Here is a 20,570-nt window from a genome sequence, read left to right as displayed (position 1 = left end):
TAAATTTGATGGGACTCCAAACGATTATTGGCTAAACCCCAAAACCTCTTGCCATGTTTTGGTTCCATTGGCAATTTCCTTTTCACTAACTTTGACCGAATATAATAAGGTTTTCTTATCGGTATTTGCGGTAATCGTTGTCACTGCTTGATTGTTTAGATCTTCAATTTGCATCACACCGCTGTAAGGATAGCTACTTATTGCTTCGTCATCGGCATCGATCTGTACAAAAAACGGCTGAGTGTTGGTTATGTTGACTTTATAATCGCCGACTGAACTATTGGTTGCAGTCAAAGTTCCTGTCGTGGTTAAAGCAAGTTCTGAACCGCTTTTTTGGTCATAAATGAGCTTATAATTTTCCAGTTTATAAGTCACATCAATGAAAGCAGATCCATTTTTCTCAGTTGCTTTTATTTCCAAGCTATCAATTAAATCTTGTTCAGTTGAGCCACTCGAAAATTTTACAGTGCCATTCACCGTTTTTGACTCGCCGCTGTCAGAGTCCCGCAAGATCAAATCCTGATAAGTAAAATTACCATCTGTAACAGTGACTTTTCCACTGGCTGTTAAATCCTTATATTGATTTAAGCCAGTTGCTGTTTTAAATAATCCTTCACAGTTGGTAAAAGTAATCACACCAGCTGTTTTTACATAGCTGCCAGACGAGCATTTTTCATCAGCTTCGGCCTCATCGGTACCAAAAACCAATGTATCTATGACACCGCCTAGCAGGCTTTCTTTTAAGACGATTGCACCTGATTCTTCTGAAACCTCCAGAATTTTTTGTCTCTGTGTTTCAGTTAAGGTATCTGTAGTCTGATTACCCTCGTTATTTTGCTCGCTGGAATTGCCACCTGTATTGCTATTTTGGCTATTATTCTCACTACTTTCATCACTACTGCCACACCCTGTCATGACCAGTAGTGCTCCCAAAAAAGCGGTATAAATTAAAGACTTTTTCATTTTGTCCTTCCTCCCAAATGATTTTTTCAATCAAGAACATATGAAGCTTAGTATTAATTTTGTTATTCCAATATTCCCAAATGGGAACATAGCTGCAAAATTTTATTAAATATGCTCAAATTCAAGTGTTACATTCATCAGTAATTGCATCAGTTCTGTCTGAGAGTTACATTTTGTTTTTGCAAAAATATTTTTGATATAGATACGAACTGATCCATAAGTGATATTCATTTGCTCTGCAATCTGCTCCAGACTCAGACCATGAATAAATAACTCACAAACATCCAGTTCACGTTTTGCCAGTTTATATTTCTGGATCAGATAATCTCTTGCCAGATATTGGGGTTGATTGGTTGATGTGACAAAAATAATAGCTTTCCTTTGTTGAAGCTTCGCAGCTCCAGAAAAGGGTAAAATACTCAGCATTAGAGAATCATTTTCTTTATCATCATATAATGACAGTATTCCACCTGCATCGTAATCAAGGCTATTGTCTTTAAATAAAGCACTACTAATTAACTGATTTAATCTTTCCTGAAATTTTTTAAGCGTTTTTAAATTATTATTTTTATCAAGATCCAATACAGAACATCGTTCAAATATTTTCTTAACAATGGTATTGGCATAATATAGTTGATAATCCTGATTCACCAGGATTACACCTATTTTAAAATGATCCAGCACATGATAAATATCTTGCTTATCTTCCTGTAGGATTATCATCTGCCGATAAATCTGTAATGCACGACGAATATGTACACCCAAACGTTTTAATATCTTTCCATCCTGTTCACTATATTCTTCTAAATATGGTGCTCTGTGAACGGCAAATACAGCCCAGCTATAGACACTACGCTCCAATAAAACCGCAGCAACATGGCTTACATTGGTTGGTTTGGCACATTTTTCATAAAAAATAAATTCGTCAGTTCCTACTGGCATGGAAGCATAAGGCGCGAATGTGTTTAGTACTGTATCACCTAATGCTTTTTCTGCCCAATATGGCGCATGTAAACGCAGATCCAATACTTTAACCTGTTCATCCTGATACGCCGCCATACTTTCAGGCGGGATATTATGGGTAAAGACAAAATCATAATGCGGACTAAGCTGATCAGTTGCAGTAAAAATCGCGGTGGTACTGCCTGTAAAATCAACAATTTCTGTCAACACTTCCTGCCATAATGATGGATTTAATGCAGCATCATAAATCATGCCAATTACTTTATTTTCTTGTTCAGTCAGCATCGTCCATATCCCCATATTAAGACTTACATAAAATTATGCTAACCAAGTTATCTAGAATACACATGTCCCCAAATGAGGACATTTCTAACTTTATTTTTTTAAATCCACTACAACAACATACCCATCAATAGTTTCATCAATTCTGTTTGTGAAGCACAATGTGTTTTTAAAAAAATACGTTTAAAATATGTTCTGACCGTACTTAATGTTGTATCTGTTGCTTCGGCAATATCTTGAAGTTTATAACCATTTACAAACAACTGACAAACCCCTATCTCTCGTTTGCTGAGTTGATAGCTAGATTTCAATTCTTGTTCGAGTAAGCGAACTTCCAATTTTGTATTGGTATCATAAAATTTAAGCATGACTAAAGGACGAATACCAAAAAAGGATTGCTCTTTTTCAGAAGCCAGTAAATTAATGATCAGGGAAATTGTTGTACTCGGAATAGAAAATACGAGCTCTTTATATTGTTGTAATTGTCCCTGTTTATATCTAAATGCTGCTTCGATCTCATAAAGAATGTTAGAAAACTGTATTTGAGACTGCTCAGGCAAACACAATTGTTGCTCCTGAATCTGTATCGCCTGTGTATTATCCAAGAATTGCTGCATCGTTTGATTATAATGCACTACATTTCCCGATAAGTTTAATAACATAATGGGTTGGGTCAATTTGTCAATTAAATGATAGCCCACAATACTATGCGTAGAGAATTCATAAAGATGACGTTGTGCCATCACCACACGTTTTAAATGTGGCATTAACCGATTTAGAAAATCCAGTTCTTGCTGATTTAACGGCTGTCGTTCACTTGAAGTCGTGATACTCCAAAATACACACAGTTTTTCATCCCAGATTAACTCATGCGTTGCCACATAACGCAAACCATGAGGCAATAAAATCTTCTGATATAAATCGGAATGTTGTACAAATTCTTCTGTCACATGATGATGACATTGATACCAGCCTTTTCGCTCGGGATCTAAAAATTTTCCCCATCGTGGATCGGCTTCTGTTGGGTAGCGTAGATAATCCAATTCGGCTGTTGCATAGATTTCTAAGGGTAAAGGACCAATACCGTTACTAAAAGATAAGACCTGATAAGAAAAATCGATTGCCTGAATATGGACATAGGACACATCGAGAATCTGTATGATTTTTTTTGTAAATTCTTGCCATGCATTAGGGTTGACAGGAATTTGATAAATCAGCTCAATTAATTCTATATCGTCATTATCTAGCAATTCTGCCATTTTATCTTTACATTCAAGTACATTTGTTTACATTATAACAACAAATAACTGAATTCAAGTTTTTTCAACCATTTATCCGATATATTTTAAGTTCAGGACAGTTTATAATTTCGAGATTATTTATGGATCATATTTTATGTCAAACAACTCCAGATCGCTGTCACCGGAATTATCAGAAAAACTGCATGATTTAAAGAAAGTCAGACTATCAACATTATCTGATAAAGTCATTCAACGTGGTGGTAAAACCCAGCGTCAGGAGAGTTTTAAACATGCGTTGGTTGAACTCAATCAGAGTTTTGAAGATTATCTTTCACAGGCGATCACCTTACGATTTCAGCTTCATCCGGGTCAAGCCAAAAAGGTACGCTTTAAAAAAGATCGTATTCGTATTTTAAAACAACATGATATTGATTATTTACAGATTGATGGCGCAGAAACTGCACAGGTTCTACTACTCATTACACAAAGTATTATATTCGAAGATGCAGTGGTGACACCTGATCTAAATGATGTTTTTCCATTCTGGAAAGAAGGTTATCCGATGGTACAGTTTGATAATGCTTACACAATTTTGGCAGAAGATATCCAATTGCATTTTGAAGCGTTGATTGATGCTTTATTAAAACACTAAAAGGCAAGACAAAACAAACGAATTTCATTCAAAACGGGCGAATGCCATTCGCCCCTACTTTATATGTTAGGCTCGATCTGCCGGAAAGGTGATGACCTGCTCTAGTTTCAATCGGTTCATGGCAATCATCAATAAACGATCCAATCCTAATGCAATCCCGGAACAGGCTGGCATATGTGGTAAAGCAGCCAATAAATGTTCGTCAATTGGCATCTGTTCAATCCCCTGCTGCTGACGTGCCTGATTATCTTTAATAAAGCGTTGTCTTAACACTTCGGCATCAACCAGTTCATCATAGGCATTGGCCAGTTCAAGACCTTCAATATAGACTTCAAAACGTGCGGCAACAGCTTCGCCATCCGCATCAATACGGACTTTAGCAAGGGAAGCCATTTCAGGTGGAAAATCAGTTAAAAATATTGGTGTATCAAACCCGAGACTTGGCTCCACAAAATGTGAAAACAGCAAATCCATATATGCCAAACGATCTTCACCCAAATCAATATTCAAACCGACCCGATCAGCACATGTTTTTAAATCTTTTAGGCTGGCTTGTAACGGATTAATTTCCAGCCTGTCCTGAAAGGCATGTTTATAGCTGAGAATCATTGGGCGTACCGTATCAAAACGATCCTGCAAGCATATGTTTAATAGATCAGTGGTTTCAAACATCAAGTCTTTTAAGGAAAAATCCGGACGGTACCATTCCAACATGGAAAATTCGCTATTATGTTTGCGACCATGTTCATCATCACGAAAAACTTTGCAAATCTGATAAATCGCCCCACTACCACTGGCCAACAACCGTTTCATGGCAAATTCAGGTGAGGTCTGTAAATAATGGGTCTGTAACTGTCCGTTAACGTGGCGCTGTGCCGCAACCGAAGCAAGATGAACATCGGTTATAGCAGCACCTGATAAAATCGGTGTCTCAACTTCTAGCACGTCCCGTTCGGCAAAAAACTGGCGAATACGTGCATACATCTTTGCACGGGCTTTTAGCGCTTCCAGATCACAAGTCGGTTGGCTAGTTTGCTTAAAATCCATCATCCATTAAGCCCCAAAAGCCGACCATTCACGTCGTAAAGGATAGGTTTTGCGTAAAAGATCAAAGGCTTTTTGATCTACAAAACCATTGTTTAAACAGGCGCGAACATTGGCATCATCCTGACGAATATCGTATAGGGATTGTAGATGTTGCATTAAAATATTTTTAAAATCCTGACCTTGAAAAATCTGCGGACAAGCCTCTAACTGATTCTCAAAGCGTTTATGCGCATCAAAGCCAAAGGTCTGGCAAAAGGCCTGATAAATCATTTGTGTGCCTCTTGCCTTGCCTTCTAAGCTATAACCGGCAATATGCGGCGTTGCCAAACTTAATAAACTTAATAATTTTTCTGAAATCATTGGCTCATGTTCGAACACATCCAATACCACTTGTCGCCCGGTCTGTTCTATATCTGCAATCAAGGCATCTTCGGCAATCACAGGTCCTCTGGCACTATTGATTAAGATTGTATCTGGGGGTAATTGTTGCAATGTCTGTGCATCAAATAAATGTTGTGTGGCATGTTCGCCGGTCTTGGTTAATGGCACATGAATGGAAATGGCATGACTGGTTTGTAATAAGGTCTGAAAATCAACTTGTTCTATCTGCTGATGCTGCGTAAATGGATCGGAACCGATCACACGCCAGCCAATGTGTTGCGCCAAAGCTGCCAGACGTGTCCCGACATTACCCAAACCAACAATACCCAGACAAAATGACTGCCCTGCTTCAATCAATTCAGGTTTAAGCGTTAATAAAGCTGTCACCACATATTCTGCAACTGCTTGGGCGTTACAGCCTGGCGCATTGGCCCAGTGAATCTGACGCTGATCCAATTCTGCGATATCCAGATGATCAGTACCAATAGTAGCACTACCCACAAATTGAATCGGTGTATCATGAATCAACGTGGCATTTACCTGCGTCACAGAACGTACCAGCAAGGCATCACAATCTACCAAATCCTGCTGCTGTAAAGTACGCCCAGCATGTTGCCGAATGGTGCCAAAATCAGCAAAAAAATAGTCTGTAAATGCCAGATTTTCATCAGCAACGATATTCATAAACCTACCTTTAAAGATTTTGGTGAGTAGCGCAAAGCCAGCAACCAGATTTAAAACGCCTAGATTAACGTGAGATGTGATATTTGGCAAAAGATTGTAAATCTATTCGGTAAATCAACATAAAATATTTGATTCAAAGGTCAAGCTGTGTCGCTTCAATCAGGCAACCGTCTATAAAAATCATGCGCAATTGTCTAAGATCATAAAAAAATGTAGAGCAAAAAATATGGAACAACTTAATCCAAGTGACTTAAAAGCAATATTACATTCCAAACGCGCCAATCTTTACTATCTTGAACATTGTCGGGTCATGCAAAAAGATGGTCGGGTGCTGTACTTAACCGAAGCAAAAAATGAAAATCAATACTGGAATATCCCGATTGCCAATACCACAGTGATTTTACTCGGTACAGGAACCTCGATTACACAAGCTGCGATGCGTATGTTGTGTAGTGCCGGTGTTTTAGTCGGATTTTGCGGTGGCGGTGGGACACCATTATTTAACGGTGCAGAAGTTGAATGGTTAACACCGCAAAGTGAATATCGCCCAACCGAATATGTACAAGGCTGGATGAGTTTTTGGTTTGATGATGGCAAACGACTGGAAGTTGCCAAACAATTTCAACTGGCTCGAATTGAGTTTATCCGTAAAGTCTGGGCAAAAGATCAGGATTTAAAAAATGAAGGTTTTTATCTGGATGATCAGGATATACAACAGGCCTTAAATGGTTTTGAAAAGAAAATTCCACTGCAAAATAAAGTTGGTGATTTACTCCTTACTGAAGCGCAGACCACCAAGCAACTTTATAAAATTGCGGCGACACGCTGTAAATTGAGTTTTGAACGAAATCCTGAACAAGGTGATCTGGCCAATGACTTCTTGAATCATGGAAATTATCTCGCATACGGTTTAGCTGCAACCACGCTTTGGGTATTAGGTATTCCTCACGGTTTTGCTGTTATGCATGGTAAAACCCGACGGGGTGCATTGGTATTTGATGTTGCTGATCTAGTCAAAGACGCAGTAATCCTACCCTATGCATTTATCTGTGCAAAAGAAGGTATGTCCGAGCAAGAGTTCCGCCAACAAGTGCTGCAAAAATTTATCGAACATCGTTGTTTGGATTGGATGTTTGATCAAGTTAAAACTCAAAGCTCAATTAATAATTAAAGATAAATCTATTATGGTTTGATAAATTTACTCTTTAATGATATGTTTGATCTTATCAATTTTTAGGAGAAGTTTTCATGCGTAATAAAAGTATCACTTTTTTAATTTTATTTTCTATTGTTTGTCCAATTAATGTACCAGTGTCCGTTAATTCAGAACTAAACTTTAATATCGTACTAAAAGAGTAATTATGGATATAATATGTTCTGCTTACTACTGTATAAGTAGCTTAGAAAATAATAGATTTATCTTTGATAAGTCAGTTCCTCTGTCGCACAGACAGCTTAGAAAGTTGCAATTACTTGATTGCAACTTTCTTCCCCTATATAAAAACTATAATGAGAGTAGTAAATCATGATCGTCACATTCATCTCCCAATGCGAGAAAAAAGCCCTGCCCCGTACTCGTCGTGTACTGGATGCCTTTGCAGATCGAATTGGTGATAACACTTGGCAAACCGTAATTACTGAAGATGGCTTATTGGCAGTAAAACGGTTGTTACGTAAAACTGTTACGAAAAATACTGCTGTTTCATGTCACTGGATACGTAGCCGTCGTCGCAGCGAACTCATGTGGATTGTTGGTAATCGCAATAAATTTAATTGTGAAGGGATTGTGCCTGTTAACTCAACTCAGAAAAAACTTTCGCAAAATAAATGGGAAAACGATTGGCACTATTTGCCTTTAATTAAAGCTTTGGTGGCTATGTCTGCCCTTTTACATGACTGGGGCAAAGCCAGTGTTTTATTTCAACAGAAATTAAACGATAACTCCAAAAAAGGCGATCCTCTACGACATGAATGGATTTCATGTTTATTGCTGCATGCCTTAGTTCAACATTCGGGTGATACTAAAAACGACCAGACTTGGTTGAATTTACTTATTCAACAAAATTGGGAAGAAGATGCTTTAAAGGCGACGATTACAAAAGGATTAGACCAAACTCATGCCCTAGATCAACTTCCACCAATTGCTCGATTAGTTGCATGGCTGATTGTTTCACATCATCGCCTACCAGATTTAAAAAATGAAGATGAAAGGAAACATTATAGTGATGAAGAAAAATCTGAACTATCAAGTTTACTAAAAATTATTTCTGCACAATGGGGCTATCAAAATAAGCAAGATGAAACAGATTATCAAAAAAGATTAAAAAAATGTTTCGAGTTTCAACAAGGGTTACTAAGTCAATCGAGCGAATGGAAAAAACAAACGACGAAATGGGCAAATCGCTTACTACAAGAAACAGATAATGCTTATCAAACATTACAAGATGGCAGTTGGCGAATCGTTTTGCATCATGCACGCTTATGTTTAATGTTAGGAGACCACTATTATTCCTCTTGTGATGCCGATTTAAAATGGAAAACATCATTAACATTAATTGCCAACACAGATTCAAAAACCAGACAACCGAAACAAAAACTGGATGAGCATCTTGTTCGGGTTAGTGATAATGCTTTAAAAGTGTCACAATCATTGAGTCGTTTAGCCGAAGAAATGCAGTCTGCTTACGATTTACAAAAGTTGAAGAAAAAAAGTCCTCAAGGATTTGAATGGCAAGATCAAGCCGTCAAAGCAATTCAGCAATTCGATACTAAGAATGAAAATTCGAAAAACCAAGGTTGGTTTATTGTCAATATGGCTAGTACAGGTAAAGGAAAAACCATTGCCAATGCCAAGATTATGCAAACCTTATCCGAAGGAGGAAATTCCCTCCGATATATCCTTGCACTTGGCTTAAGAACACTTACCTTACAAACCGGTGATTCGTATACTCATGATATTGGTTTATCTAAGGATGAACTAGCCGTTTTGATTGGCTCTAAAGCCTTACAAGAATTACATCATCAAAAAACTAACCATAAAGAAGATGAAGACGGTAATATCGAAGAACTTGGCTCAGAATCATTAGAAGAATTACTAGACAATGAATTAATCTATGAAGACATGCCACAAGCAGAGTTTATGGATGCACTTTTTCCGACAAACCCTTCAATGAAAAGCAAGTCAGAAAAGAATAAAGCATTCTTATATAAACCTGTTTTAGCTTGTACCATTGATCACATCATGGCAGCAACAGAAACCAAGCGTGGTGGAAAATATATTCTGCCAAGTTTACGCCTATCATCTTCTGATTTGGTTATTGATGAAGTGGATGATTTTAATGGTCAGGATTTAATTGCAATTGCTCGTTTGATTCATTTAACAGGCATGTTGGGACGAAAAGTCATGATTTCATCAGCCACTATCCCCCCCGCATTGGCAGAAGGTTTTTTTAATGCTTATCAACATGGTTGGCAACTGTATTGTGCATTTAAGAAAATTAAAAATAATGATGTCATCAGTATGTGGGTGGATGAGTTTAAAACAAAAGTTCAGACTGTTCATTTATCTCGTCATGAAGAAATTATTAAGCAATATCAAAATTTTCATTATAGCTTTGTACAAGTACGTTCAGATTATCTACAAAAACAGATTGTTAAGCATAAGGCCTATATCGTAGATTGCGAGGATTTGGTGATAGAAAAAACCAAAGATAAATTGGATCAAAGTATCCAAAATCAATATTTTGAACGAATTAAACGAGAAGCGGAAAACCTACATCAAGCACATCATACGATTGATCTAAAAACAGGTAAAAAAGTTTCGTTTGGCGTAATTCGTATTGCCAATATTCCACCTTGCGTTGCGCTCACCCAATATTTACTTAATGCTGAATGGTCAGACAATATCGCGCCTCGTATCATGGCATATCACAGTCGACAAGTGTTGTTGCTACGCAGTGAGCAAGAACGTCATTTAGATGACGTCCTAAAACGCAAAGAAAAGCAAGGTGAGCAAGCAAAAGCTTTTTCTAACCTAATAATTCGTCAGCATTTAGACCATACAGATTGTGAAAATGTTATTTTTATTCTAGTGGCAACACCTGTGGAGGAAGTCGGACGAGATCATGATTTTGATTGGGCGATTATAGAACCATCTTCTTATCGTTCGATTATTCAACTCGCTGGACGAGTTTTACGTCATCGTAAAATAGAACAAAATATTGAACAACCGAATATTGCGCTAATGCAATATAACATAAGGGCATTACGCAAAGCTAAAGTTGCCTTTGAAAAACCGGGTTTTGAACAAAATAACCGTTTTAGACTAGATACAAAGGATTTAAAGCAACTCTTAGACATTACAAATATTGGAAATGGTATTAATGCAATTCCACGTATTCAAACAAATCAACCTTTAGAGTTTAAGAAAAAATTGGCTGACCTTGAACATGCAGTGACCGCCTATCAATTAACCTCTTATGATAATCATGGCGCTAAATTTCTTAGTGCTTGGCTGAATGAAACATGGTATTTGACAGCTTTGCCACAACGTTTTAATCCATTTCGGCAAAGCTCACCTAACATTCAACTTTTTAGAGTTTTTAAAAATCGTAAGCTTACGATGTGTATCAAAGATGATTTTGGTAAGTATCTTGATCGAACAAGTTGGTACAGCATTAAAAATGTTGAATTAAATAGGTTAGAAACTGAGCGACTTTGGCTAAATCGTAATTATTACGACATTCTATGTCGTTTAGCTATTGCACGAAATCCTGATATAGATGATATTGATCAAGAGGTTGAAAAATTATCAAAACAATATGGGGAAATCATGTTGCCAGAATATCTTGAGGGCAAAAACTTAATATATTCGGATCAATTTGGTCTAATAGTTTTGGATAAAGAATAATCGAGGAAATTCAGTATGACAGAAAATATAAAGATATTTTTAAATGATCGTAAAGTCCTATGGCTCAAAGATCGTTTAAAAAAAGCAAAAGATGATTATGAGATTGCTGATTTACAACAGCAAGCAGCAAGCAAATTTAGTCTGGCAGAATGGTTACCTGATGCTGCCAACCGAGTTAAACAACTTTCTATGGTAAGTCATCCGAGTAAATTTAGTCATCCTAGTGCTAAAACATCAAGCATTATTGCCAATAGTAAAAAAAGTGGTGATGGTTATTTACGTAGTGGTAATGTGGATTATCCATTGGATGTTTTTGGTAATGCTGCGGCAATGGACGTATTTAAATTTTTAAGTATCCAATTATCAAATGGCAAAACCCTTTTGGATAATCTAGAACAAAATGATGAAAAATTAAAAAAATTTCTTAATACTCCAACTGCAAATTTTGAAAATTTACGTTCTGATTTTCTAAAAATCAAAGCTGCTGATACAACATCAAGAACAGATCACTTAATTAAGCAAGTTTATTTTCCAATTAAAAATAAAGACTACCATTTATTGTCTATTTTAACACCTTCCGGATTAATCACAGAATTAAAACAGCGTATTGATCATCTACGTTTCTCAGAACAGACTAAACAAGCCAAAGAGTATCGTAAAAAAAATGAATTAGATGATGTTGGTTATGCTGATATTTATGATTTAACCGTAACCGCTTTTGGTGGAACACAACCACAAAATGTGAGTGTACTAAATAGCCAAAATGCTGGACGTGCTTATTTGTTATCAAGCTGCCCACCAAAACTAGAAAAGCGTTCTATTCATTTACCTAAAACAGATTTTTTTATACAGTGTCTATATCGTAATAATTTTCAAGAAAGTTTTACTCAATTGCATAGATTTATGCAGATTGAACTAAATAATAATGATATTCGTGAAACTATTCGCAATATTATTCACTTTATAATTGATCGCATTTTATTAGAAGCTTTTAAAATTCGTAAGCATTATGAAGAAGGCTGGTCTAATCAAGACTATTATGAAACTTTGCCTAAATTACAACGTATTTGGTTGGACGATGCTTATCAAAATGAACGAGATAATGAATGGCGTAATGAACTCGCAAAAGTCATTGCAAGTTGGATTTTAAAAAGTTATGAAAAAGTGATTCAAAATGCCTTTAAACTAGGTGATGAGGAGCTTTTACACATCAAAACTGTAGTAAATGAAGCTGTGAAAAAAGATAAGGAGTTTTTTTAATGCGTCGTTTTATTTTAATTCCTCATCTTAAAATCCATAATGCCAATGCTATGAGCAGCCCCTTTACCATTGGTTTTCCTGCGATGACAGCTTGGCTAGGTGCCGTCCATGCTTTGCAACGTAAGCTACAAGCACTAAATTTTGCTGACATTACTTTAGATAAAATTGCTGTAAGTTGCCATGAGTTCAATTTGCAAACCTACAAAGGTCATGGTGATTTTGTGTCTTCGATTGTTGGCACAGCAAATCCGTTGGATAAAGATGGTAATCGCCCTGCTTTTATTGAGGAAGCACGATGTCATTTAGAAGTTTCACTTTTAATTGAATATAAAAATATCAGTCCAGAGCAGATTGAACAACTTTTACAGACAGTCAAACAACTTGTATTAACAATGAAATTTGCTAGTGGTGATGTACTTTCACTAAAAAACTGCCAAATTCTAAGTTTTGATGAAGATGAGGATGAAGATCAAGAACTTAGAAAAATTTCTAATAAACTCATGCTAGGTCATGTTCTTATTGAGCGTCGTGATTTAGTCAAGCATGCAATTGAAAATGAGCAAAAAGATGCCTTAGATGCTGTGTTAGATTATTTAAAAGTAACGCATAACTCAGCACTTGATGAACATGGCAAAGTAGCGTGGTCAAGTAGCCGTAAAGAAAAAGGTTGGCTTGTACCAATTGCTGTTGGTTTTCAAGGAATTTCTGAACTTGGACAAGCCACAAACCAAAGAGATGCAAATACACCACACCGTTTTACTGAAGCCGTAATCACACTTGGTGAGTTTGTCATGCCCTACCGTATTGAAAATATTGATCAACTGTTATGGCAATATTATGTTGATCTTGATAACAATCTCTACCTTTGCCAAAACCAATCTATCTAATTATATATTAAGGAGTTTTAATCATGGCTAAAAAAGAAAATACAATTGCGAGTGTTTTAGCATTTGAAAAAAAATTAGTACCTTCAGATGGTTATTTCTATGGAACTAATTGGGATAATCGCACAGAACAAAGTGCATTAAAACTTATTCCAAAGTCTGTTCGAGGAACAATCTCCAATCGTCTAAAACCTGCGGTTGCTGGAGACCCAACAAAATTAAATGCAGAAGTTGAGAAAGCAAATTTACAAACCGTAGATGCTTGTGCTTTAGGTGAAAATCAAGATACGTTAAAAGTTTCTTTTACATTAAAAGTATTAGGTGGTATCGAAAATCCATCTGCATGTAATAACGAAACATTTTTACAATCCTACAATCAAATTGCTAAAAATTATATCTCTACATACGGCTTTACTGAACTGGCAAAACGTTACGCATTAAATATTGCCAATGCTCGTTTCTTATGGCGTAACAGAGTCGGTGCTGAAAAAGTGGAAGTCATTGTGACATTGACAGGTGAAGAAAAACCGCTTACATTCGATGCCAAGCAATATAAACTCAATGATTTTAGTGATTTTAGTGATAATATTCAATTGCTTACAGATAAAATAGCACAAGCACTTAAAGGTGAATTACCCTATTTATTGATTAACATTGAAGCTTATGCTCTTGTTGGCAATGGACAAGAAGTTTATCCAAGTGAAGAACTTGTACTAGATAAAGGCAAAGGTGAAAAAAGCAAAATTCTTTATCACGTCAATGATGTTGCTGCAATGCACTCACAAAAGATCGGTAATGCTTTACGTACAATTGATACTTGGTATCCAGAGTTTGATAATAAGCAAATGGCTATAGCCATTGAACCGTATGGAGCTGTAACGAATTTGGGTAAAGCCTATCGCACACCTAAAGACAAAAAAGATTTCTTTAGTTTATTTGATAAATATGCATTAGGTGAAAGTTTAGAAAATCCTGAACAAGAACATTATGTGATGGCTGTTCTAGTTCGTGGTGGTGTTTTTGGCCAAAGTGGTAAGGAGTAATTATGCTCTATTACCAAGAAATCACCCTCATTGACCAAACTGAAATATCTTTATATTTCATCTGGTCCAAACTTTATACTCAACTCCACCTCGCTTTTGTCGAACATAAAGACGAGCAGGAAAAGATTCACTATGGGGTTTCTTTTCCACAATATCGAATTGATGAAAAAAAACATATTGGTTTTTTAGGTTCAAAAATTCGTATTTTCGCTAACTCTGAAAATGAACTACAACAGCTTTATCTCGATAAATGGCTTGATCGTTTCACAGATTATGTACATACCACAAGCCCAAGAGAAGTCCCACAAGCAAAAATTACAGGATATGCTTGTTATTTTAAAGCAAATCCTAAATTGACGACTGCACAACGGATTGCACATCAGGCAGCTCGACGTAATATTTCATTAAATGAAGCAGAAGCCCATTTTAAAGATTTAAACCAACAGCCTAATGCTGAACCTTATATCAATTTAAAAAGTTTAAGCCATGATATAAAGTTTAGACTTTATATCGGGAAAACCCTCGCTGATGAAGCGAATAATGAAAAATTTGGGACATATGGACTCAGCCGAACAGCGACTGTTCCTGAGTTTTAACCCAATATTTTTTGATCTCTTTAACAGCTTAATAAAATCAATAAGTTATAGCTTTGCTTAAAAACTTTGGGTATTTATTACTTTTTAGAGTTAAGGCACTGTTATAACTTTATTTTTTGCTTTATGATTACTGTTCACGGTGGCATACACCGCTTAGAAAACCCCAGCGTTTGACATCCTCTTGAGAGAAGAGTTCACGGTGGCATACACCGCTTAGAAAATTAGCAGGTTCAGTAATTTTTTCGTAACGTAGTTCACGGTGGCATACACCGCTTAGAAATTTAACATTGGCAAATGTCTTAAAAATGACTAGTTCACGGTGGCATACACCGCTTAGAAATACTTCAAAAAGTCCTGATACAAATATGGTCGGTTCACGGTGGCATACACCGCTTAGAAACTGATGATATTTTTAAAAGAGGTAAGCAATTGAGTTCACGGTGGCATACACCGCTTAGAAACTAAGCCTGTATTAATTCGTCGTCCTGCAAAAAGTTCACGGTGGCATACACCGCTTAGAAAAGCAGGGTCATATTTTCCACCAAAGCCTGTATGTTCACGGTGGCATACACCGCTTAGAAAACTCACAAACAATACTAGCCCAAGAACAAAACGTTCACGGTGGCATACACCGCTTAGAAACATGAAATCGTTTGACCATGAAAATTGTAATCGTTCACGGTGGCATACACCGCTTAGAAATATTTATCAATTGCTTATTTAATTCAACACACGTTCACGGTGGCATACACCGCTTAGAAAAATTAATAATGCAGACAATATTACAATTAAAAGTTCACGGTGGCATACACCGCTTAGAAACTGCGGTTGAACACTTGCTGTTGTTACACCATGTTCACGGTGGCATACACCGCTTAGAAATCTTGTCACCCGTAGATTTACAAACTGTTGTAGTTCACGGTGGCATACACCGCTTAGAAAGCCAATCGCCAAGCCTTGACCTATGGTTAAAGGTTCACGGTGGCATACACCGCTTAGAAAGTATCTATGAACGGGGTAAAAAAGAAGGTGATGTTCACGGTGGCATACACCGCTTAGAAACAACTAACCTTTGGCAACTTATTCGTTATCAAGTTCACGGTGGCATACACCGCTTAGAAACAACTAACCTTTGGCAACTTATTCGTTATCAAGTTCACGGTGGCATACACCGCTTAGAAAATCTTTAGAGTGGACTTAAGTCCGATATATCGGTTCACGGTGGCATACACCGCTTAGAAATTACACAACAGTTTGTAAATCGACTGGTGCAAGTTCACGGTGGCATACACCGCTTAGAAACCACTGGTTCTACATTCTCATATACATTTTCTGTTCACGGTGGCATACACCGCTTAGAAATTCTACATTTTCAGAAGTTGCTTCAGATCAAAGTTCACGGTGGCATACACCGCTTAGAAAGCCTGAAAATACAGGAACTTGTTTTACTTGATGTTCACGGTGGCATACACCGCTTAGAAATACACAACAGTTTGTAAATCGACTGGTGCAAAGTTCACGGTGGCATACACCGCTTAGAAATGATAATCTTGTTCTCGTTGTTCTGTAGTACGGTTCACGGTGGCATACACCGCTTAGAAACAAGCTCGGATTGATCAAAAGAGAATGTAACCGTTCACGGTGGCATACACCGCTTAGAAATTCCATAGCTACAGCAAGATTGCCAGCCATTAGTTCACGGTGGCATACACCGCTTAGAAAATAACAGGTGACATTAAGAATGTCAACTTGTCGTTCACGGTGGCATACACCGCTTAGAAATTCATGCTGAGCAGATGGCATTAAGTGGAACTGTTCACGGTGGCATACACCGCTTAGAAAGAACCATGCGCAAACACATATTGCACGACATGGTTCACGGTGGCATACACCGCTTAGAAAACACCAAAGAAAGAACGTGAACAGCTTTTATCGTTCACGGTGGCATACACCGCTTAGAAATGCTGCGTCCCAACTTTTCGACGAGGCGCGTCGTTCACGGTGGCATACACCGCTTAGAAAATTGACCACACTGGACGCATTACAAGAACAAGCGTTCACGGTGGCATACACCGCTTAGAAATCTGTATTTCTAATGCATGCTTAATTGTGCTAGTTCACGGTGGCATACACCGCTTAGAAATATGAAGGTTAGGCATATCAGAAGAAATAGAAGTTCACGGTGGCATACACCGCTTAGAAAAAAGGATGCGAACGGCAATGTCTTGTTTTCTGGTTCACGGTGGCATACACCGCTTAGAAATGTACGCGCTGTTGCTCTGTTCCAAATCCCGTGTTCACGGTGGCATACACCGCTTAGAAAAAAAGTACGGCTTTGAAGTCATGAAGACTAAAGTTCACGGTGGCATACACCGCTTAGAAACTGCTAAGAATGCTGACCATATTACTGTTTATGTTCACGGTGGCATACACCGCTTAGAAAGTAAAGCTTGATGAAGCCGATCACAAGTATTTGTTCACGGTGGCATACACCGCTTAGAAAAGACATGTATTTTTTACAATCAGACTGCGAAAGTTCACGGTGGCATACACCGCTTAGAAAGAATATAAAAAGAATTCTTAGCATTAATCATCGTTCACGGTGGCATACACCGCTTAGAAATTAACATAAACTTTACGAGCAAAACGCTTGCAGTTCACGGTGGCATACACCGCTTAGAAATTCAAGATGAATAATACTACCAGCCCCAACTCGTTCACGGTGGCATACACCGCTTAGAAATACCGTTATAATGCGCTTTATCGCGCTAATCAGTTCACGGTGGCATACACCGCTTAGAAAGTCGCTGCCCAATGCGGGCCAATCATGGGCTCGTTCACGGTGGCATACACCGCTTAGAAAATTATTGCCACTCCTCTAGCCCTTCAGCCAAAGTTCACGGTGGCATACACCGCTTAGAAAAGAAGGTGTAACGCTTGATGAAGCCCTAATAAGTTCACGGTGGCATACACCGCTTAGAAAGAACTCGTTCCAAATCCCCAATGCATTTGTAGGTTCACGGTGGCATACACCGCTTAGAAATCCTATCACTAGGGCATATATGCCTAGGAAAAGTTCACGGTGGCATACACCGCTTAGAAAACCCCATGAGATGCGATCCGAGTATTCCACCAGTTCACGGTGGCATACACCGCTTAGAAATGACCAACCTTTGGTGAGAGAATCAACCTTAAGTTCACGGTGGCATACACCGCTTAGAAAAAGATGCAGCAAGCTAGGGAACAAGGTTTAATGTTCACGGTGGCATACACCGCTTAGAAATCGTTAAGTATTGCAGCAGCATGCATTAATCCGTTCACGGTGGCATACACCGCTTAGAAAAAAGTCTTTAGATAGATGAGAAAGACGAACCGGTTCACGGTGGCATACACCGCTTAGAAATGATAAAGAGCAACAAATACAACAAATATTAAGTTCACGGTGGCATACACCGCTTAGAAAATTACTCGCACACCAGCCACCACACCCTAAGGGTTCACGGTGGCATACACCGCTTAGAAATGAACCCCTGAAAGATTTTCACCCTAACCACTGTTCACGGTGGCATACACCGCTTAGAAATTGCAAACTTGGCAACGTATGGCAACCAGTGAGTTCACGGTGGCATACACCGCTTAGAAAAGTCGAGCGTTAATTGTGTTGTTAGTCGTGGTGTTCACGGTGGCATACACCGCTTAGAAAAATATTTGCAAGGTACATACGGCGAAGGAGAAGTTCACGGTGGCATACACCGCTTAGAAAAAGGACAAGTTGCACAGCTTGTAAATCACCCAGTTCACGGTGGCATACACCGCTTAGAAATGGCTAAATCCTGATGTGGCGTAAAATGCCAAGTTCACGGTGGCATACACCGCTTAGAAACGGATAATCTTTGTAAAACTGCCCATACGTGTGTTCACGGTGGCATACACCGCTTAGAAAATTACCCCCATATTATAAAAGGGGGCAGCTTCGTTCACGGTGGCATACACCGCTTAGAAAGGGGCAATTTTAAGTACAAATACCGTTGAACAGTTCACGGTGGCATACACCGCTTAGAAAGGACGGAATTTTTTAAGACTATTTCGGACTCGGTTCACGGTGGCATACACCGCTTAGAAACAAATATTGCATAAACATCTTACCTTTTATATGTTCACGGTGGCATACACCGCTTAGAAAAACCTCATGATCTTGAAGATGAACACGTACACGTTCACGGTGGCATACACCGCTTAGAAAATACGTTCCTAATTCCGTTGAAGTCAGTACAGGTTCACGGTGGCATACACCGCTTAGAAAATTTTTACTCAAATGACGAAAGTAGCTCGTACGTTCACGGTGGCATACACCGCTTAGAAAAATCAGCTTTTAAAATAAGAACAGCACCATTCGTTCACGGTGGCATACACCGCTTAGAAACAACAACAAATCCATACGGCGCGGGTCATAACGTTCACGGTGGCATACACCGCTTAGAAAGACGATTGAACTTGTCGAACCAAAGGTCAAATGTTCACGGTGGCATACACCGCTTAGAAATTCGGAAGATTCCGGTTTTTATTCATTGGGTTGTTCACGGTGGCATACACCGCTTAGAAAATATTCAATTTACGAACTAAATCAGAAAGCGGGTTCACGGTGGCATACACCGCTTAGAAAGATGGGTTCTAGTTGATAAACCCTAAATTGGCGTTCACGGTGGCATACACCGCTTAGAAACAATTAAATGAGTATGATCAAGCGGGCTGCCGGTTCACGGTGGCATACACCGCTTAGAAACCTAGGTGGCTGCGATGCCCGTCATCATATTTGTTCACGGTGGCATACACCGCTTAGAAAAACTGCTGGTTTTACAAATTTCAAAGCATCAAGTTCACGGTGGCATACACCGCTTAGAAAGTCCGACGTCGACGCAAGCGCCGCATCCAACAGTTCACGGTGGCATACACCGCTTAGAAATGCATAGGACAAGGTTCTAAATTATAGGCTTGGTTCACGGTGGCATACACCGCTTAGAAAGGCATTTAAAGCATCAACTTTCGCATTCAAAGGTTCACGGTGGCATACACCGCTTAGAAAAGTGGAAAATCCATATTTGGTAAAGTATCAATGTTCACGGTGGCATACACCGCTTAGAAAATCCAAAGAAAAATATGCATTATTGCAGCAAGAGTTCACGGTGGCATACACCGCTTAGAAAGCCGAGAACTGGTAAATCACTCTATATGGTCTGTTCACGGTGGCATACACCGCTTAGAAAATAAACGATCTGCATCTTAAATGATGTTGATAGTTCACGGTGGCATACACCGCTTAGAAAGACCCTGTGTATGTGAAATTTGTACCGGAAATGTTCACGGTGGCATACACCGCTTAGAAACATGGAATATTTTCCCGGAAGACTACGCCACCGTTCACGGTGGCATACACCGCTTAGAAACATCGCCAATTTGATTGCATTTTGGGGACTGAGTTCACGGTGGCATACACCGCTTAGAAAAAACACCACCATCCCAACCTGTTGTCGTACGAGTTCACGGTGGCATACACCGCTTAGAAAGATGTAAAAATGTTCATAAACTGGTGTACCGAGTTCACGGTGGCATACACCGCTTAGAAAAGTCAAAGGATTTCAGAGTGATGTGTTAGATAGTTCACGGT

General features: G+C 38.5%; 12 protein-coding genes and 1 CRISPR repeat array (1 of these 13 only partly in view). Of the genes, 7 read left to right on the top strand and 5 right to left on the bottom strand.

The features are described from left to right. Positions 1 to 24: 24 nt before the first annotated feature. From CRO21_RS04030 to CRO21_RS04020, 3 genes are all read right to left on the bottom strand, one after another. Positions 25 to 963 (bottom strand): hypothetical protein, encoded by a 939-nt coding sequence (locus CRO21_RS04030; RefSeq protein WP_097078018.1) that lies wholly within the window; start codon positions 961 to 963, stop codon positions 25 to 27. A 105-nt stretch (positions 964 to 1,068) separates the two neighbouring features. Next, positions 1,069 to 2,211 (bottom strand): helix-turn-helix transcriptional regulator, encoded by a 1,143-nt coding sequence (locus tag CRO21_RS04025; RefSeq protein WP_097078017.1) that lies wholly within the window; start codon positions 2,209 to 2,211, stop codon positions 1,069 to 1,071. Between the two features lie 107 nt (positions 2,212 to 2,318). Next, positions 2,319 to 3,467: a helix-turn-helix transcriptional regulator gene (locus tag CRO21_RS04020; RefSeq protein WP_097078016.1), complete on the bottom strand. Its 1,149-nt coding sequence runs from the start codon at positions 3,465 to 3,467 to the stop codon at positions 2,319 to 2,321. Positions 3,468 to 3,603: 136 nt separating this feature from the next. Here CRO21_RS04020 and CRO21_RS04015 point away from each other — a divergent pair, with 136 nt between their 5' ends. Next, positions 3,604 to 4,101 (top strand): hypothetical protein, encoded by a 498-nt coding sequence (locus CRO21_RS04015; RefSeq protein ID WP_097078015.1) that lies wholly within the window; start codon positions 3,604 to 3,606, stop codon positions 4,099 to 4,101. 66 nt (positions 4,102 to 4,167) lie between these two features. Here CRO21_RS04015 and epmA read toward each other — a convergent pair whose 3' ends face one another. Together epmA and CRO21_RS04005 are read right to left on the bottom strand one after the other, a co-directional pair. Beyond that, entirely contained in the window at positions 4,168 to 5,148 is a 981-nt protein-coding gene (gene epmA / locus CRO21_RS04010) for an EF-P lysine aminoacylase EpmA (RefSeq protein WP_097078134.1), read from the bottom strand. 6 nt (positions 5,149 to 5,154) lie between these two features. Continuing rightward, positions 5,155 to 6,213 carry a 4-phosphoerythronate dehydrogenase gene (locus tag CRO21_RS04005; protein ID WP_097078014.1) on the bottom strand — a complete coding sequence of 353 codons (1,059 nt, stop codon included), beginning with the start codon at positions 6,211 to 6,213 and terminating at the stop codon, positions 5,155 to 5,157. Positions 6,214 to 6,439: 226 nt separating this feature from the next. On the opposite strand from CRO21_RS04005, the gene cas1f reads away from it, so the two are divergent. From cas1f to cas6f, 6 genes are all read left to right on the top strand, one after another. After that, positions 6,440 to 7,384, top strand: coding sequence for a type I-F CRISPR-associated endonuclease Cas1f (gene cas1f, locus CRO21_RS04000; RefSeq protein ID WP_097078013.1), 945 nt, complete (start codon positions 6,440 to 6,442; stop codon positions 7,382 to 7,384). 354 nt (positions 7,385 to 7,738) lie between these two features. Beyond that, positions 7,739 to 11,122, top strand: coding sequence for a type I-F CRISPR-associated helicase Cas3f (gene cas3f, locus CRO21_RS03995; protein ID WP_097078012.1), 3,384 nt, complete (start codon positions 7,739 to 7,741; stop codon positions 11,120 to 11,122). 15 nt (positions 11,123 to 11,137) lie between these two features. Further along, the gene (gene csy1 / locus CRO21_RS03990; protein ID WP_097078011.1) at positions 11,138 to 12,382 is read left to right on the top strand and encodes a type I-F CRISPR-associated protein Csy1; all 1,245 of its coding nucleotides are present in this window, start codon (positions 11,138 to 11,140) and stop codon (positions 12,380 to 12,382) included. After that, positions 12,382 to 13,269: a type I-F CRISPR-associated protein Csy2 gene (csy2, locus tag CRO21_RS03985; protein WP_097078010.1), complete on the top strand. Its 888-nt coding sequence runs from the start codon at positions 12,382 to 12,384 to the stop codon at positions 13,267 to 13,269. Before csy1 ends, csy2 begins: the two co-directional genes overlap by 1 nt. A gap of 23 nt (positions 13,270 to 13,292) precedes the next feature. After that, on the top strand, positions 13,293 to 14,309 hold the full coding sequence (csy3, locus tag CRO21_RS03980; protein WP_097078009.1) for a type I-F CRISPR-associated protein Csy3: 1,017 nt from the start codon (positions 13,293 to 13,295) through the stop codon (positions 14,307 to 14,309). 2 nt (positions 14,310 to 14,311) lie between these two features. Beyond that, positions 14,312 to 14,905: a type I-F CRISPR-associated endoribonuclease Cas6/Csy4 gene (gene cas6f, locus CRO21_RS03975; protein WP_097078008.1), complete on the top strand. Its 594-nt coding sequence runs from the start codon at positions 14,312 to 14,314 to the stop codon at positions 14,903 to 14,905. Between the two features lie 132 nt (positions 14,906 to 15,037). Further along, positions 15,038 to 20,570: direct repeats of the CRISPR family, unit length 28 nt; unit sequence GTTCACGGTGGCATACACCGCTTAGAAA (it continues 861 nt past the right edge of the window).

It is taken from the genome of Acinetobacter puyangensis (genome assembly GCF_900096995.1).
Lineage (GTDB): Bacteria > Pseudomonadota > Gammaproteobacteria > Pseudomonadales > Moraxellaceae > Acinetobacter > Acinetobacter puyangensis.
This window is presented reverse-complemented; position numbering and strand designations above follow the sequence as displayed.